Raw genomic sequence first — 15540 nt, 5'->3', positions numbered from 1 at the left:
AAGGTGTTCTTACATGAGGATCGGACGCTGGCGGAAACTCAGACCGCGCCGCTGGGTCTTAGAATGCGCACCCACTCACGCTCAGGAAAATCGATGATGACTCGTAGCTCTTTCGCCGCCGCCGCCGTGCTTCTGGCCTTGTGCGGCCACGCAACGGCCGCCGATAACGCCGCGCTGACAAAGTGCATGGACAGCGCCAACACCACGCTCGACATGGTCACCTGCAACACCAAAGAGGCCAAGGTTCAGGACGATCGCCTGAACCGCGCCTACAAAACCGCCCTCGCCGCCCAGGAAGGCCCACGTAAACAGCAGCTGCAGGACGTGCAGCGCCTGTGGATAAAGTATCGCGACGCCAATTGCGCCTTTGCCGGCTCGGCGACCGGTGGTTCCATCGATCGGGTCAACGGCTCCGGCTGCGTACTGGACATGACCCAGACCCGCGCCCAGGAACTCGAAGACCTGATGGGGCCATAACTCCTCGCTCTGGGCGGAGTCAGTCGTGATGCACCCGCGCGCGTTTGAGCAGTTTTTTGCAGCGCTCAGACAAATGCAGCACCCGCAAATGCTTGCCGGCCTTGTTGTAGCGCTCGCGCAGGGTCATCAGCGCGGCAATCGCCGAATAATCGACGAAGCTGAGGTGGCGACAGTCCAGCGTCACCTGGGCCGGGTCGTTGGCCGGATCGAACTGGTTCAGGAACGGCGTGGTTGAGGCGAAGAACAAAGTGCCATGCAGGCGATAGAGCTTGCTGCCGTCGGCTTCCACGTGTTCGTCGGCGTACAGCTCGCGGGCCTGCTGCCAGGCAAAATTCAGTGCCGCAATCACGATCCCGCACAGCACCGCGGTGGCCAGGTCGGTGAACACGGTGATGACCGTCACTGCGATAATCACCAGCACATCATTGAGCGGCACCTTGTTGATCACCCGCAACGACGCCCACGCGAAGGTCTGTTGAGACACCACGAACATCACCCCCACCAGCGCCGCCAGTGGAATCCGCTCGATCAGCGGCGACAAAAACAGAATGAACAATAGGATCATCACCCCGGCAAACACCCCGGAGAAACGCCCGCGTCCGCCGGAGCTGAGGTTGATCACGGTTTGCCCGATCATCGCGCAACCGCCCATGCCACCGAACAGGCCCGAGACCATGTTCGCGGCGCCCAGGGCCACGCTCTCACGGTCGGGGTAGCCACGGGTCTCGGTGATTTCGTCGGTGAGGTTGAGGGTCAGCAGGGTCTCCAGCAGGCCGACCATCGCCATCAGGAACGCGTAGGGCGCAATGATGCCGAGGGTTTCCAGGGTCCAGGGAACCTGCGGCAGCGCAAAGCCGGGCAGGCCACCGGCGATGTGAGCCATGTCGCCCAGGGTGCGCGTCGGCAAGCCCAGCAGGTACACCGCCAGACCCACGCCGAGGATCGCCACCAGCGCAGGCGGCACTGCGCGCGTGATGCGCGGCAGCCCATAGACAATCGCCATGGTCACCAGCACCAGGCCGCTCATTACGTAGAGCGGCGTGCCACTGAGCCAGGCCTCGCCGTTCTTGAAATGCTCCAACTGCGCCAGGGCAATGATGATCGCCAGGCCGTTGACGAACCCCAGCATCACCGGGTGCGGCACCATGCGCACCAGCTTGCCCAGGCGCAGCAGGCCGAACGCAACCATGATCAACCCGCCCAGCAGCACGGTGGCGAGCAGATACTCCACCCCGTGCCGCACCACCAGCGCGACGATCACCACCGCCATCGAACCGGCCGCCCCGGACACCATCCCCGGCCGCCCGCCGAACAGCGCGGTGAGGGTACAGATGATAAAGGCGCCGTACAGGCCCATCAGTGGGTTGAGGTGAGCGACCAGGGCGAAGGCGATGCATTCGGGCAGCAACGCAAAGGACGTGGTGAGGCCGGCCAGGGCATCGGCGCGCAGACGGGTGAGGTTCATGAGGTACCAGGGTATTGCGGGGAATAAGGCCGGGAATGGTACGGAATTGAGCGGGGTGGGGCTAGTCTTGAAGGCCGAGTGGGCGCCATCGGGGTGCAAGCCCGCTCTCACATGACCGTCGAATCAGCAGGCATACCGCGCCAGCTTGGCCTGGATAAAGTCCAGGAAGCACTGGATGCGCAGTGCCAACTGCGAGTTGCGATAGAACACCGCGTGGATCGGTTGGCGGTAGCCGCTGTAAAACGTTTCCAGCAGCGGCACCAGGCGCCCGGCGTCGATGTCGTCGAAGGTCATGAAGTTCGACAGGCAAGCAATGCCCTGCCCTTCCAATGCCAGGTGACGCAGGGTTTCGCCGCTGGAAGCGCCGATGCTCGGCTGGATCAGCCAGCGGTCGCCTGCCGCATGGCGCAGCGGCCAATGGTTGAGGGTTTCGGTCTGGGTGAAACCCAGCAAGGTGTGATCCGCCAGGTCAGCGACCGTGCGTGGCGTGCCGTGGCGCTCAAGATAGTCGGGGCTGGCAAGGATATGCAGCGGGGTGCAGCCCAGGGACCGCGCATGCAGGCTCGAATCGGCCAACGCACCGATGCGAATCGCAATGTCGGTGCTCTGTTCCAGCAGGTCGATGATCAGGTCATCGCTGTTGAGCTCCAGTTGGATCTGCGGATACAGGCGGCGGAATTCGGCGATGTACGGAATGATCCCGTGCAGCATGAACGGCACCGCCGCATTGATGCGCAGGCGCCCGGCCGGTGTTTGCTGGCGCGAGCTGAGGCGTTCTTCCAGCTCATCCATCTGCGCCAGAATCGCCTTGGCCTGCTCGAAGAAGTATTTGCCTTCTTCGGTCAGGTCCATGCGCCGCGTGGTGCGGTTGATCAGCGTGGTGTCGAGCTTGGCTTCCAGGCGCGACAAGGTCCGGCTGACCGCCGACGGCGTCTGCCCGGCCTGCTCCGCCGCTGCGGAAATCGAGCCGCACTCGATCACGCTGACAAAGATCTGTAGCTCATCGGATCGGGCTTTCACGGGCGCTCCTCTCTCATCGTGAGGCGCAGCTTACACCGAGAGGTTGAACACCTGCGCCAGATGCTGCTCATAGCGCGCCACATCCGCGTCGATGGCCGGGCGTTTCATCACATCCACGCAAAGGAAAGTCGGCAGGCCGGTCATGCCGAGGAATTGATTGGCCTTGTGAAACGGGAAGTACACCGCGTCCACGCCCTTGGCTTCGAAGAAATCGCTGGGGTCGTCGAAGGCTTGCTGCGGTGCGTTCCAGGTCAGCGACAACATGTACTGCTTGCCCTGGATCAGGCCGCCGCTGCCGTATTTCTGCGATGCATCGGAACGGGTGCGACCATCGCTGGCATACAGGCTGCCGTGGCCTTCGGTGAAGACTTCGTCGATGTACTTCTTGACGATCCACGGCGCGCCCATCCACCAGCCGGGCATCTGGTAGATGATCACGTCGGCCCACAGGAACTTGGCGACCTCTTCGGCCACGTCGTAGCCGGCGTCGATATGAGTGACTTTGACGTCGATACCGGCACGGTCCAGCACCGCCGCTGCGGTGTCATGCAGGGTAGCGTTGTAGCGGCCATCGGAGTGGGCGAATTGTTTACCGCCGTTGAGCAACAGGACTTTTTTCATGGGAGATTCCAGAAGGTTGGAAAGGTCTGGACGCAGACTATCCACCCAGACCCCTTCGAATAAGCCATGAACCGGCAAAATACATTTGATCTGCAAGCACGAATAGGCGGCCATTATTAACCACTGATCAGCAGATGCCCGCCCAACAGCGCCATGCCGACAAAAAATACCCGTTTGAACACCACGGCACTGATGCGCTGGCGTACCCACTGGCCCAGCCACATGCCTAACAGCGCCGGCACCAGCGCCAGCAATGAAGCATTCAGTTCAGCGCCGCCCAGCCCACCGCGCCAGGCCAGCCCGCCAGCCAAGGCCAGGGTGGACACGCTGAACGACAGCCCCAGCGCCTGCACCAGTTGATCGCGCTGCAAGCCCAGCGCCTGCAGATATGGCACGGCGGGAATCACAAACACCCCGGTGGCTGCGGTCACGACGCCGGTGAGCAATCCGCATAGCGGGCCCAGCCAGCGCTCCGCCGCCGAGCCGACCTTGAACGTGGGCAACAACAACCCGCTCAAGGCGTACGCCAGCAACGCTGCGCCCAAGGCATGCGCCACCCAGCCGCCGCCGTCGATGCCCAGCCACGCCGTACCGAGCCCGGTGCCGAGAAAAATCAGCAACAGCATCGGCCACAGACGTCTGACCAGCACACTCAGATGACCGCCGAATGCCAGTTGCCAGAGGTTGGTGACGGTCGACGGAATGATCAGCAACGCCGCAGCCTGCGCCGGCAACATAGCCAGACCGAGTAGCCCCATGGCCACGGTGGGCAAGCCCAAACCGATCACCCCTTTGACGGTGCCCGCCAGCATAAAGGTGGCGATCACCAGCAAGGACAAGGCCAAGCCGATATTTTGATAGAACGTGAGGAAGGTCGTCATGGGCCGATTGTGACGATTTTCGATGAGCGCGAAAATTCGCCATATACTTAGGCAGCCTCTTGTTTTACTTGAGGCTTGAAGCTTCATCCGCAGCAAGGCCCGATAAGGCCCGTCCAGCCACCCGAGAAACCGGCCATGCACTTTGACCTGATCGACCTGCGCCTCTACCTGCACACGCTGGACGCCGGCAATATCACCGCTGGCGCAGCCCGCAGCCATTTGTCTCTGGCCGCCGCCAGCGCGCGAATCCGGGCCATGGAAGCGTCGCTGGGGATCGAGTTGCTGCAACGCGGTCGCCGTGGTGTCAGCCCGACGCCCGCGGGCAAGGCCCTGGCCCGCCACGCGCGCCTGCTGTTGCAACAGGCCGACCACCTGCAACAAGACCTGGCGGCGTATGCCAATGGCGTCAAAGGCCAGGTGCGCCTGCTGTGCAACACCACGGCGCTGAGCGAATACCTGCCGGAACTGCTGGCGGATGTGCTGCGTGACAATCCCTACCTGGATATCGACCTGCAGGAGCTGCCCAGCCTGCGCATCACCCAGGCGCTGCGCCAAGGCACGGCCGACCTGGGGATCATCTCCGACGCGGTGGATACCCACGGTTTGCAGACCCTGCCCTTTCGCGACGACCCGCTGGTGCTGATCATGCCGGCGACGCATGCACTGGCGGCAGGACCGGCCAGTTTTATCGATAGCCTGCAACACGACTTCGTCGGCCTGGCGGCCCACAGTGCGCTGGCGGTGTACCTGGAAGAACAGGCGCTGCACGCCGGCTTTCGTTTGCACACGCGAATTCGCGCCGAGAGCTTTGATGGGCTGATGCGCATGGTCGCGCGCGGCGCCGGCCTGGGGATCGTGCCCCAGGCCGCGTTGGAACGCTGGTCAGGAAAACACCGCTTCAAAGCTCAGCCGCTGCGCGAAGAATGGGCCTCTCGGCGATTGCTGCTATGTGCGCGCTCGTTCGAACAACTGCCGGGTTACGCCAAGGCCTTGTTCGAAGCGCTGGCCCTGCCCTTGCGGAAAAACCCGTAGTACACCGCCGACAGTATCAGCAGAAACGGCACGCCAAACACCAGAGTCAGCTTGAACGCCTCGGTGAAGTAGGTGGTGATCATCACCGCGCCCATCAGCACCAACCCCAGCAGGGTGCTGCAGGGAAACAGGCGCAACTGGAACGACAGGTTCGGCCCACCGTGGCGCTTGCGATAGCGACGGAAAAACAGGTGGGTGAGGAAGATCATGAACCAGGTGAAAATCGCACCGAACATCGAGATCGCCATCATCAAGGTGAACGCGCTTTGCGGGTACACCACGTTGAGCAAGGTCGCCAGGGCGATGCCCGAGCTGGACAGCACCAGCGCGTTCAGCGGTATCCCGCTCTTGCTCAACGTGCCCATGGCCTTGGGCGCAAAGCCGGCGCGCGAGAGGCTGAACATCATGCGCGTGGTGATGTAGAGCTGGCTGTTCATCGCCGACAGCGCCGCGATCAGGATGACGAAATTCATCACCCCGGTGGCGCCGGGGATGCCGAGGGTCTGCATCACCGTGACGAACGGGCTCTGTGCCTGGCCGGCCTGGCTCCACGGCACGATGGCGAGCATCAGCGCCAGGGTCAGCAGGTAGAACACCACCAGGCGCACGATGGTCGCGCGAAAGGCTTGCCTGACCGCACGCTCCGGGTCGGCCGCTTCACCGGCGGCCACGGCGATCATCTCCACACTCAGGTAACTGAAGATCGACACGATCACCGCGATCCACATACCGCTCACACCGTGGGGAAAGAAACCGCCATGAGCCGTGTAGTTCTGCACACCGTAGTCCGGGTTGGCGGAACCGAACACCACGTACACCGCGAGGAGAATGAAGCCGACGATGGCGCTGATCTTGATCGTTGAAAACCAGTACTCGAAGTTGCCGAAGGTTTTCACGCTGATGGCATTGAGCACAATCAGCACGCTGGAAAACGACACGATCCACACCCACTCCGGCACGTTGGCGAACCAGTACTTCATGTACATCGCCACCGCCGTGACCTCGGCGCCCACCGCCAGCACAATCGCCGCCCAATAGGCATAGCGCACCAGGAACCCGGCCAGCGGGCTGATATAGAACTCGGCATAGGCGCCGAAGGAACCGGAGGTGGAATGGGCCACCGTCATCTCCGCCAGGCAGCCCATCAGCAGCAAGGTGATCAACGCACCGATGGCGTAGCTCACCAGTACGCTGGGCCCGGCATAGCCGATGGCGTAGGCGCTGCCCATGAACAGCCCGGTGCCGATGGCGCCACCGATGGCGATCATGCTCATCTGGCCGGAGGTGAGCTGGCGCCTCAGGCCCAGTTCGCGATGGGTGATTTCGGCAAAGCCGTTGTCTGGTGTGGTCACTGTGGTGTGCCTCTTTATTATTGTGGTTGTACTGTCTAACTGTTGTCACAGATCCCCTGTGGGAGGCGGCAGGCCCCTCCCACATTCTCCGGCGTTTATTCAGGTAACGCTGTGGCGGACCTTGAATTGGGGTTGGTCCCAGGTGTTGTTATCTAGAATCTCACCAAGGATTTCCACCGCATCCCACACCTCGGTAAAGCTCGTGTACAGCGGCGTAAACCCAAAGCGCATGATGCGCGGTTCGCGGTAGTCGCCGATCACGCCACGGGCGATCAGCGCTTGGATCACCGCATAGCCTTCAGGATGCTCGAAGCTCACATGACTGCCGCGCTTGGCGTGTTCACGCGGGGTAATCAGTTGCAGGCCATGGGCGGCGCAGCGGGTCTGCACCAAGGCAATAAACAGGTCGGTCAACGCGAGGGATTTGCGGCGCAGGCTGGCCATGTCGGTCTGTTCAAAAATCTCCAGACCGCATTCCACCATCGCCAACGAAGTGATCGGCTGGGTGCCGCACAGGTAGCGAGCGATGCCGGCGCTCGGCGCATAGCTGGATTCCATGGCAAACTGCCGCGTATGCCCGAACCAGCCCGACAACGGCTGGCGCACCAGGTCCACCAGCGCCGGGTTGACCCACACGAATGCCTGGGAGCCGGGGCCGCCGTTGAGGTATTTGTAGGTACAGCCAATCGCGTAATCGGCGCCGGCCTGATGCAGGTCCAGCGGCACCGCGCCCGCCGAATGCGCCAGGTCCCAGATCGTCAGCGCACCGCACTCATGGCTCAGGGCGGTCATGCCCCGCATGTCATACATGTAGCCGGTTTTGTAGTTGACATGAGTGAGCATCACCACCGCCACGTCGGCGTCGATGGCCTGGGTCAGCTCGTCCGGGCCGTCCACCAGGCGCAGTGAATAGCCCTGTTGCAGCAACTCGGCCAGGCCTTCGGCGATATACAGGTCGGTGGGGAAGTTGCTGGCCTCGCTGACGATGATCCTGCGCGTCGGCGCCCGCTGGCGCTGCACGCTCAGTGCGGCGCTGAGCACTTTGAACAGGTTGATCGAAGTGGTATCGGTGATTGCGACTTCGCCGTCGCGTGCGCCGATCAGTGGGGCCAGGCGGTTGCCAAGGCGCAGGGACAGGTCTGCCCAGCCCGCGCTGTTCCAACTGCGAATCAAACCCTCGCCCCACTCCTGGGCAATCACCTGTTGCGCCCGCGCCAGCGATGCCACCGGGCGTGCGCCGAGGGAGTTGCCGTCCAGGTAGATCACGCCTTGGGGCAAGGCAAAGCATGCACGCAGCGGTGCCAGCGGGTCCTGGGCATCCAGGGTTTGGCAATGGCTTCGGGAGGTCATGGCAGGTCCTGATTCTTATAAGAGAAGATGAACCAAATTATTAACGAAGTTTTAAAGAATTTTCGTGCAAAGTGCTGGGCGACAAGCTAATTAAGCTGTAGGAAATTCGAATTAAACCTTCAAACACGCGGATTTATTCTAAGCATGATCCTTGACGCCACCGACCTGCGCCTCCTGCATTTTCTGCAACAGGACGGCCGTATCAGTAATCAGGAACTGGCGGAAAAAGTCGCCCTGTCGCCCTCCGCCTGCCTGCGCCGTTTGCGCCTGCTGGAAAGCGAGGGTGTAATCAGCGGCTACCGTGCGGTGCTGAATGCCGAGCAATTGGGGATCGAACTGGAAGCCATCGTCCACCTGTCCTTGCGTCAGGACGTAGAGGATTGGCACGAGACCTTCATCAAGAAGGTGCAAGGCTGGCCGGAAGTGGCCAGCGCCTATGTGATCACCGGCGCGAGCAACTACGTGCTGCGGGTGCAGGCGCGCAACCTCAAGCATTTTTCTGACTTTATCGTGAACCACCTGAACCGCACGGCGGGAGTGATGGATATCCGTTCGGAGATTGTGCTGCAGAAGATCAAGGATCGGGATGAAGTGTTGGATCTGGTCGTGCGCAAATAGTCAGGCACGACACAGATCAAATGTGGGAGGGGCGGTGCGACCATTCGACTTGCCCCCTCCCACATGTTTGACCGCATTCAGTCTTCGAGGGCGCGCACCCGCTGCATGCGTTTCTGTTCTACCGGCGCGTCGGCCGCCTGCAACTCAAAGTCAAAATCAATCTGTGCAAAGCGCCCTTGCACACCAAACTCGCGCGCCAGTTGCGGATCGTCGCTGAAGCGGATCTGGGCAATCAGTTCGTCACGGGTGGCATAGGCGAAGTCATCATGCAGATAGGGGTCGTCCGACAGGTTGATCTGCGTGGTCAGGTGCCGATGTCCAGGCGCAGAGATAAAGAAATGGATATGCGCCGGGCGCTGCCCGTGGCGCCCCAGTTGATCGAGCAACTGCTGGGTCGGCCCGCTCGGCGGGCAGCCGTAGCCCGACGGCACGATGCTGCGAAAACGGTAGTTGCCCTGGGCGTCGGTCTCGATGCGGCGGCGCAGGTTGAAGTCTGACTGCGTCGCGTCGAACCACGAGTAGGTGCCACCAGTATTGGCCTGCCACACATCCACAATCGCTCCGGCCAGTGGCTTGCCATGGGTGTCGCGTACCTGGCCGCGCATGAACAGCGGCACGGCATCGTCGCTGCCGTCGTCCAGGCGGGCTTCGTACTGGCACAGCGGCGCGCCGGCCACGTACAACGGGCCTTCGATGGTGCGCGGGGTGCCGCCGGTCTTGCCGGCCTCTTCGTCGGCAGCGTCCATCAGCATGTCCAAGTAATGCTCCAGGCCAAGCCCGGCGGCGAGCAGCCCGGCTTCCTGCTGTTTGCCCAACTCGTTGAGGTAGTTGACCGCTTTCCAGAATTCTTCCGGGGTCACCTCCAGGTCTTCGATGATGTTCACGGTGTCGCGCAAAATCCGGTAGATCAGCGCTTTGGCGCGCGGGTTGCCGCCAGCGTTGCAGTTGCCGCTGGCTTCTTCGAGAAACTGCTGGGCGTGGGCGGTCTGGGACAGTCGAATGGACATGGTGCAATCCTCATCTTGTAATTATCGGGTGCAAATCAGACTCAGCGGTCGTCTTCATGGATCGACGACGGGTGTCGGCACAGGGCATTCACCTCGATGGCCATGTAGGGATACAGCGGCAGTTGCATCAGCAGGTCGTGCAGTTGCTGCACGCTGTCGACGTCGAACACGCTGTAGTTGGCGTAGTGCCCGGCGATGCGCCACAGGTGGCGCCACTGGCCGGACTCCTGCAGGCGCTGCGCCAAGGCTTTTTCTTCGGCCTTGAGGCTGGCGGCGCGCTCGGGGTGCATGTCGACGGGCAGGTTCACGGTCATTTTTACGTGGAACAACATAGCAGGTGCCTCTTAGGGTTTATCGCGACGCAAGAACGCCAGGCGCTCTTCATCGATGACCAGGCCCAGGCCCGGTGCGGTGGAGACATGCAGCTGGAAATCGCGGTACAGCGGCGGCTCGGCAAGGATGTCTTCGGTGAGCAACAGCGGGCCGAACAGTTCGGTGCCCCACGCCAGTGTGTCCAGGGTCAGGAAGGCATGGGCCGACGCCAGGGTGCCGATACCGCCCTCCAGCATCGTGCCGCCGTACAGGCCGATACCGGCCGCTTCGGCGATAGCCGCCGTGCGCAACACTGCGCGCGGGCCGCCGTTCTTGGCGATCTTGAGGGCAAACACCGACGCCGCACCTTCGCGGGCCAGGTTGAAGGCATCCTCGACACATTCGATGGACTCGTCGGCCATGATCGGCGTCGGGCTCGACAGATTGAGCCGCGCCATGCCGGCACGGTTGTTGCGCGAGATCGGCTGCTCGATCAAGTCGATGCCGTTGTCGCCCAGCACCCGGCACGCGCGCAGGGCCACGGCTTCGTCCCACGCCTGGTTGACGTCGACCCGCACACTGGCGCGATCGCCCAGGGCTTTTTTGATCGCGATCACATGGGCCAGGTCATGGTCGACCTGCCCTGCGCCGATCTTCAGCTTGAACAGGCGATGGCGGCGCAGGTCGAGCATCTTCTGCGCTTCGTCGATGTCCTGCGCGGTATTGCCGCTGGCCAATGTCCAGGCCACCGGCAGCGCATCGCGCACGCGCCCGCCGAGCAACTCGCTGACGGGCAGGCCCAGGCGCTTGCCAAGGGCGTCGAGCAAGGCGCTTTCCACGCCGGATTTGGCAAAGGTGTTGCCGCGCACACTGCGCGCCACGCGCAACATGGCGGCGTTAATGTTGCTGGCGTCCTGGCCGATCAGCAACGGCGCGATGTGACGATCAATGTTGACCTTGATGCTGTCGGGGCTTTCGTTGCCGTAACTCAGGCCGCCGATGGTGGTGGCCTCACCGATGCCCTCGATGCCATCGCTGCTGCGCACTCGGATGATCACCAGAGTCTGGTTCTGCAAGGTGTGCATGGCCAACTTGTGCGGGCGAATGGTTGGCAGATCGACGATAAGGGCCTCGATCGAGGTGATGATGCAAATCGGCATGGCAATACCCGCTGGGTTGCGTATAAGTTTCGATCGATTCTGCGCCCCAGATTTCAAGGCTTCCAATATAGAATGGGTCTGGCTTGATACCTTATAAGTATGAAAGGAGTCGTCATGGAACTGCGTCATCTGCGCTATTTCCAGGTGCTGGGAGAAACCCTCAACTTCACTCGCGCGGCCGAACGCCTGCACATCGCCCAGCCGCCGCTGAGCCGGCAGATCCAGCAATTGGAGGATGAACTGGGGGTGCTGCTGCTCGAACGCAGCCGCCCATTGCGGTTGACCGAGGCCGGACGGTTTTTCTATGAGCACGCCCAATTGTTGCTCGAGCAGTTGGACAAGATCCGCGACGTCACCCGCCGCATCGGCCAGGGCGAGAAGACCTGGCTGGGCATCGGCTTCGCGCCCTCGACGTTGTATGGCGTGTTGCCGGAGCTGATCCGGCGCCTGCGCAGCCACGACACGTTGGAACTGGAGCTGGGCTTGGCGGAGATGACCACCTTGCAGCAGGTTGAAGCGCTCAAGGCCGGGCGTATCGACGTGGGCTTCGGGCGCATTCGTATCGACGACCCGGCCATCGTGCAGCGCGCGCTGGTGGAGGATCGCCTGGTGGCCGTGCTGCCCGCCGGGCATCCGCTGCTGGCCGCGCCCGTTACCCTCGCGCAACTGGCCGCCGAGCCGGTGGTGCTCTACCCCGGCAACCCACGGCCCAGTTATGCCGACCATGTAATCGCACTCTTCGACGCCCACGGTTTGAGCCTGAAGGTGGCGCAGTGGACCAACGAGCTGCAGACCGCCATCGGCCTGGTCGGTGCCGGGATGGGCATGACACTGGTGCCGGCGTCGGTACAGGTGCTGCATCGGGCGGACATCGGCTATACGCCGATTGTGGAAGCGACGGCGACTTCGCCGATCATCTTGAGCCGACGGGTGAACGATCAATCGCCGGGGCTGAGTCATTGCCTGCAACTGCTGGAAGAGTTGATCTGATCCCCCTGACACCCCGCCCCTCCCACATAGGATGTCATTGCTTTTAGAGATTGCGCAGGCGCTTGCGCTGCAAGGTCTGGCTGGGGGACTCATCGAACAGTTTTCGGTACTCCGCCGAAAACCGCCCCAGGTGAGTAAAGCCCCAGCCCAGGGCAATTTCGGAGATGGTGCGGGTCGAGCCGTGCTCGAGGATCTCCTGGCGTACACCGCCCAGGCGATGCTTTTTCAGGTAGGCCATGGGCGACAGGGCGAAGTACTTGCGAAACGCATCGAACAGCTTGAACCGCGACACCCCGGCGGCGGCTTCCAGGTCTTCCAGGTGCACGGCTTCGCGTGCGTTGACGTGGAGGTACTGGCGCGCGCGGATCAGGTAGTGCGGCAGTTTCACGCCGAGTACGTCGCGCAGTTCTTCGGAATAGTTATTCGGCTGAGCGAGGATCAGGCCCTTGATCAGCGAACTCTCCAGGTCGCGGGTAAACGCCGCGTGCTCGTACAACTCGCTGCTGTGTTCCAGCTCGGCAATGAAATAACGCGCCATGCGCCACCACGACGCCGGCGCGCCGTCCACGGCGTCCATCACCGGCTCGAAGCACAACGGTGCTTCGATCGGGCGCTGCAGCAGGCCCTCGAGGGTTTCGCTCATGGCGGCGCGGGTGATCACCACTTGCAGCTTGCGGCAGTCGCCGGAAATCGCCAGCACCTGATGCTCGTTGGGCGAGATGATCACGCCTTGATCGCAGTTGGAACTCAAGCGCTCGCCGTTCTTGCTCAACTCCTGCTCGCCCACCAGCGGCAGGCTCAGGCTGTAGCTGCTGAAGTGTTCGGCGTCTTCGATATCGATAGTCACGTCGGTGCCGTATTCGATCACGCCGAGGGTGGTAGCGCGGGACTTGAACACATTGGCACTGTGGTGGAAGCGCAGGCGCTCGGGCGTTGCCGTCGCCAGGCGGTGCGGCCCGCAGATGCCGGACATCCAACTGCGGGCGCCCTCCAGGTCGAAACGTTGAATACGGATATCGCGTGTCTGGCTACTCATCAGGGTGCACCCACGGCGGTTAGGCATTTGCGCGCTCTGGCGGCGCGTCATCTGAGCTGAAGGCAAGTTCTGCGCCACGCCGGCCGGTTTGCCACTGGCTGGATAACAAGCGTCGACTATGTGGATAAGTCCCACGCTTTTGCGCACATCGCCTGGCAGGACAGTAGCGCATTACGTCACCGCGCTGCACCGACGTGGGTAGTTGCTGCCCAATTATCCGGCGCACCTTCCCCCATTAAGCGGATAGCCCACGGCCGACGCTCAACCGCTTAATGGCCGACGTGTTCAGCCATTAATAAAAGGTGCCTCCCATGAGTGGTGCAAGAAGCGTCGAGCAATGGAAAAGCTTTATCGAAAGCTGCCTGGATTTTCGCCCCGTCGACGATGTGTTCCGCATCGCCCGCGACATGTTCACCGAGCCGCAGCTGTTCGATCTGGAGATGGAACTGATCTTCGAAAAGAACTGGATCTACGCCTGCCACGAGAGCGAACTGGCCAACCTCCATGACTTCGTGACGATGCGCGCCGGGCGCCAGCCAATGATCATCACCCGCGACGGCGAAGGCCGCCTCAATGCTCTGGTCAATGCCTGCCAGCATCGCGGCACCACGCTTACCCGCGTGGGCAAGGGCAACCAGTCCACCTTCACCTGCCCGTTCCATGCCTGGTGCTACAAGAGCGATGGCCGACTGGTGAAGGTCAAGGCGCCGGGGGAATACCCGGAGGGTTTCGACAAGGCGACACGCGGCCTGAAAAAGGCGCGCATCGAAAGCTACAAAGGCTTCGTGTTCATCAGCCTTGAGGTGAGCGGCGGCGACAGCCTGGAGGATTTTCTCGGCGATGCAAAAGTGTTTTTCGACATGATGGTCGCGCAGTCGGCTACCGGTGAGTTGGAGGTGCTGCCGGGTAAATCCGCCTACACCTACGACGGCAACTGGAAGCTGCAAAACGAAAACGGCCTGGACGGTTATCACGTCAGTACTGTGCACTACAACTACGTGGCCACGGTGCAGCACCGCCAGCAAGTGAACAGCGAAAACGGCAGCGCCGCCGGCAGCACGCTGGACTACAGCAAGCTCGGCGCAGGCGACGCGAATACCGATGACGGCTGGTTCGCCTTCAACAATGGCCATAGCGTGTTGTTCAGCGACATGCCCAACCCGAGCGTGCGTTCCGGCTATGCCACGATCATGCCGCGCCTGGTCGCCGAACACGGCCAGCAAAAAGCCGAATGGATGATGCACCGCCTGCGCAACCTGAACATATACCCCAGCCTGTTTTTTCTCGACCAGATCAGCTCGCAGCTGCGCATCATCCGCCCGGTGGCATGGAACAAGACCGAGATCATCAGCCAATGCCTGGGCGTGAAGGGTGAATCCGACGCCGACCGCGAAAATCGCATTCGCCAGTTCGAGGATTTCTTCAACGTGTCGGGCATGGGCACACCGGACGACCTGGTGGAATTTCGCGAAGCCCAACGCGGGTTCCAGGGCCGCCTGGAACGCTGGAGCGATATCTCCCGTGGCAGCCACCGCTGGCAAACCGGGGCCACCCCCAACAGCGAAGCCCTCGGCATCCAGCCGGCGATGACCGGTACCGAGTTCACCCACGAAGGGCTGTACGTCAACCAGCACCGCAACTGGCAGCAATTTCTGCTCAAGGGGCTGGAGCAACGCGCGCTGACACTGCGGGAGGTGCAATGATGAATGCGCAACTGCAGTACCGCATCGAACAGTTCTTCTACCGCAAGTGCGAGCTGTGCGACGCCCAGGACTGGGACGCCTATGTGCAGCTGTTCGACCCACAGAGCGAATTCCACTTGCCGCAGTGGGATTCGGAACACGTCTATACCCGCGATCCCAAGCGCGAAATGTCGCTGATCTACTACGCCAACCGTTCGGGGCTTGAAGACCGCGTGTTCCGCCTGCGCACCGGCAAGGCCGCCTCCGCCACGCCGATGCCGCGCACCCTGCACCTGATCAACAACGTGCGTATTGCCGAACAGGCCGACGGCACCCTGCAAGTGCACCTGAACTGGCACACGCTGTTTTACCGGCTGGCCACCTCGGAGCAGTTCTACGGGCACGCCACTTACCGCCTCAAACCCGACGGCGACAGTTGGCTGATCACCCGCAAGCATGCGCTGCTGCTTAACGACACCATCAATTCGGTGTTGGATTTCTATCACCTGTGACGCGCATCACCTGTGGAGTTTCGCG

General features: G+C 62.0%; 16 protein-coding genes. 6 read left to right on the top strand and 10 right to left on the bottom strand.

Going from position 1 to position 15540, the window contains the following annotated elements; genetic code table 11:
* The first annotated feature begins 96 nt into the window (after nucleotides 1-96).
* Complete coding sequence (locus QRN10_RS16950; protein ID WP_181078807.1) at nucleotides 97-477, top strand: lysozyme inhibitor LprI family protein; 381 nt, start codon at nucleotides 97-99, stop codon at nucleotides 475-477.
* A gap of 19 nt (nucleotides 478-496) precedes the next feature.
* Here the strand turns inward: QRN10_RS16950 and QRN10_RS16945 are convergent, their stop codons facing one another.
* The 4 genes from QRN10_RS16945 to QRN10_RS16930 all read right to left on the bottom strand — a co-directional run bounded on the left by QRN10_RS16945 (nucleotide 497) and on the right by QRN10_RS16930 (nucleotide 4464).
* The gene (locus QRN10_RS16945; RefSeq protein ID WP_181078809.1) at nucleotides 497-1942 is read right to left on the bottom strand and encodes a SulP family inorganic anion transporter; all 1446 of its coding nucleotides are present in this window, start codon (nucleotides 1940-1942) and stop codon (nucleotides 497-499) included.
* Between the two features lie 123 nt (nucleotides 1943-2065).
* A complete protein-coding gene (locus QRN10_RS16940) occupies nucleotides 2066-2962 on the bottom strand; it encodes a LysR family transcriptional regulator (protein WP_181078811.1) in 897 nt (298 codons plus the stop codon).
* Between the two features lie 30 nt (nucleotides 2963-2992).
* Nucleotides 2993-3583 carry an NADPH:quinone oxidoreductase MdaB gene (gene mdaB, locus QRN10_RS16935; protein ID WP_181078813.1) on the bottom strand — a complete coding sequence of 197 codons (591 nt, stop codon included), beginning with the start codon at nucleotides 3581-3583 and terminating at the stop codon, nucleotides 2993-2995.
* Nucleotides 3584-3699: 116 nt separating this feature from the next.
* On the bottom strand, nucleotides 3700-4464 hold the full coding sequence (locus QRN10_RS16930; protein ID WP_285428749.1) for a sulfite exporter TauE/SafE family protein: 765 nt from the start codon (nucleotides 4462-4464) through the stop codon (nucleotides 3700-3702).
* Nucleotides 4465-4599: 135 nt separating this feature from the next.
* Here QRN10_RS16930 and QRN10_RS16925 point away from each other — a divergent pair, with 135 nt between their 5' ends.
* On the top strand, nucleotides 4600-5496 hold the full coding sequence (locus QRN10_RS16925; RefSeq protein ID WP_266246754.1) for a LysR family transcriptional regulator: 897 nt from the start codon (nucleotides 4600-4602) through the stop codon (nucleotides 5494-5496).
* Here QRN10_RS16925 and QRN10_RS16920 read toward each other — a convergent pair.
* Together QRN10_RS16920 and kynU are read right to left on the bottom strand one after the other, a co-directional pair.
* The gene (locus QRN10_RS16920; RefSeq protein WP_285428748.1) at nucleotides 5442-6848 is read right to left on the bottom strand and encodes an amino acid permease; all 1407 of its coding nucleotides are present in this window, start codon (nucleotides 6846-6848) and stop codon (nucleotides 5442-5444) included. The two genes, QRN10_RS16925 and QRN10_RS16920, sit on opposite strands and share 55 nt — an antisense overlap.
* Nucleotides 6849-6947: 99 nt before the next feature.
* Nucleotides 6948-8198, bottom strand: a complete 1251-nt coding sequence (kynU, locus tag QRN10_RS16915; RefSeq protein WP_253509349.1) for a kynureninase — start codon at nucleotides 8196-8198, stop codon at nucleotides 6948-6950.
* 144 nt (nucleotides 8199-8342) lie between these two features.
* Here kynU and QRN10_RS16910 point away from each other — a divergent pair, with 144 nt between their 5' ends.
* Complete coding sequence (locus QRN10_RS16910; RefSeq protein ID WP_017531067.1) at nucleotides 8343-8816, top strand: Lrp/AsnC family transcriptional regulator; 474 nt, start codon at nucleotides 8343-8345, stop codon at nucleotides 8814-8816.
* Between the two features lie 77 nt (nucleotides 8817-8893).
* Here QRN10_RS16910 and catA read toward each other — a convergent pair whose 3' ends face one another.
* The 3 genes from catA to QRN10_RS16895 are packed head-to-tail and all read right to left on the bottom strand — an operon-like array spanning nucleotide 8894 to nucleotide 11295.
* A complete protein-coding gene (catA, locus tag QRN10_RS16905) occupies nucleotides 8894-9823 on the bottom strand; it encodes a catechol 1,2-dioxygenase (protein ID WP_181078823.1) in 930 nt (309 codons plus the stop codon).
* Between the two features lie 41 nt (nucleotides 9824-9864).
* The gene (gene catC, locus QRN10_RS16900; protein ID WP_181078825.1) at nucleotides 9865-10155 is read right to left on the bottom strand and encodes a muconolactone Delta-isomerase; all 291 of its coding nucleotides are present in this window, start codon (nucleotides 10153-10155) and stop codon (nucleotides 9865-9867) included.
* A gap of 12 nt (nucleotides 10156-10167) precedes the next feature.
* Nucleotides 10168-11295, bottom strand: a complete 1128-nt coding sequence (locus QRN10_RS16895; RefSeq protein WP_285428747.1) for a muconate cycloisomerase family protein — start codon at nucleotides 11293-11295, stop codon at nucleotides 10168-10170.
* A 114-nt stretch (nucleotides 11296-11409) separates the two neighbouring features.
* On the opposite strand from QRN10_RS16895, the gene QRN10_RS16890 reads away from it, so the two are divergent.
* The gene (locus QRN10_RS16890; protein ID WP_285428746.1) at nucleotides 11410-12285 is read left to right on the top strand and encodes a LysR family transcriptional regulator; all 876 of its coding nucleotides are present in this window, start codon (nucleotides 11410-11412) and stop codon (nucleotides 12283-12285) included.
* 43 nt (nucleotides 12286-12328) lie between these two features.
* Here QRN10_RS16890 and QRN10_RS16885 read toward each other — a convergent pair whose 3' ends face one another.
* The gene (locus QRN10_RS16885) at nucleotides 12329-13321 is read right to left on the bottom strand and encodes an AraC family transcriptional regulator (RefSeq protein ID WP_181078831.1); all 993 of its coding nucleotides are present in this window, start codon (nucleotides 13319-13321) and stop codon (nucleotides 12329-12331) included.
* Between the two features lie 311 nt (nucleotides 13322-13632).
* Between QRN10_RS16885 and antA the strand changes: the two genes are divergently transcribed.
* Both antA and antB read left to right on the top strand, forming a co-directional pair.
* The gene (antA, locus tag QRN10_RS16880) at nucleotides 13633-15024 is read left to right on the top strand and encodes an anthranilate 1,2-dioxygenase large subunit (RefSeq protein WP_285428745.1); all 1392 of its coding nucleotides are present in this window, start codon (nucleotides 13633-13635) and stop codon (nucleotides 15022-15024) included.
* The gene (antB, locus tag QRN10_RS16875) at nucleotides 15024-15515 is read left to right on the top strand and encodes an anthranilate 1,2-dioxygenase small subunit (protein WP_181078835.1); all 492 of its coding nucleotides are present in this window, start codon (nucleotides 15024-15026) and stop codon (nucleotides 15513-15515) included. Before antA ends, antB begins: the two co-directional genes overlap by 1 nt.
* The last annotated feature ends 25 nt before the right edge of the window (nucleotides 15516-15540 follow it).

The organism is Pseudomonas sp. lyk4-R2A-8, assembly GCF_030209095.1.
Lineage (GTDB): Bacteria > Pseudomonadota > Gammaproteobacteria > Pseudomonadales > Pseudomonadaceae > Aquipseudomonas > Aquipseudomonas quebecensis.
This window is presented reverse-complemented; position numbering and strand designations above follow the sequence as displayed.

What these genes read in the sequence shown, in the direction of transcription:
- antB (WP_181078835.1), top strand. Translation starts at nt 15,024, where the DNA reads ATGAATGCGCAACTGCAGTACCGCATCGAACAGTTCTTCTACCGCAAG.
- QRN10_RS16945 (WP_181078809.1), bottom strand. Translation starts at nt 1,942, where the DNA reads ATGAACCTCACCCGTCTGCGCGCCGATGCCCTGGCCGGCCTCACCACG.
- QRN10_RS16950 (WP_181078807.1), top strand. Translation starts at nt 97, where the DNA reads ATGACTCGTAGCTCTTTCGCCGCCGCCGCCGTGCTTCTGGCCTTGTGC.
- QRN10_RS16930 (WP_285428749.1), bottom strand. Translation starts at nt 4,464, where the DNA reads ATGACGACCTTCCTCACGTTCTATCAAAATATCGGCTTGGCCTTGTCC.
- QRN10_RS16925 (WP_266246754.1), top strand. Translation starts at nt 4,600, where the DNA reads ATGCACTTTGACCTGATCGACCTGCGCCTCTACCTGCACACGCTGGAC.
- QRN10_RS16895 (WP_285428747.1), bottom strand. Translation starts at nt 11,295, where the DNA reads ATGCCGATTTGCATCATCACCTCGATCGAGGCCCTTATCGTCGATCTG.
- mdaB (WP_181078813.1), bottom strand. Translation starts at nt 3,583, where the DNA reads ATGAAAAAAGTCCTGTTGCTCAACGGCGGTAAACAATTCGCCCACTCC.
- catC (WP_181078825.1), bottom strand. Translation starts at nt 10,155, where the DNA reads ATGTTGTTCCACGTAAAAATGACCGTGAACCTGCCCGTCGACATGCAC.
- QRN10_RS16890 (WP_285428746.1), top strand. Translation starts at nt 11,410, where the DNA reads ATGGAACTGCGTCATCTGCGCTATTTCCAGGTGCTGGGAGAAACCCTC.
- antA (WP_285428745.1), top strand. Translation starts at nt 13,633, where the DNA reads ATGAGTGGTGCAAGAAGCGTCGAGCAATGGAAAAGCTTTATCGAAAGC.
- QRN10_RS16910 (WP_017531067.1), top strand. Translation starts at nt 8,343, where the DNA reads ATGATCCTTGACGCCACCGACCTGCGCCTCCTGCATTTTCTGCAACAG.
- kynU (WP_253509349.1), bottom strand. Translation starts at nt 8,198, where the DNA reads ATGACCTCCCGAAGCCATTGCCAAACCCTGGATGCCCAGGACCCGCTG.
- catA (WP_181078823.1), bottom strand. Translation starts at nt 9,823, where the DNA reads ATGTCCATTCGACTGTCCCAGACCGCCCACGCCCAGCAGTTTCTCGAA.
- QRN10_RS16885 (WP_181078831.1), bottom strand. Translation starts at nt 13,321, where the DNA reads ATGAGTAGCCAGACACGCGATATCCGTATTCAACGTTTCGACCTGGAG.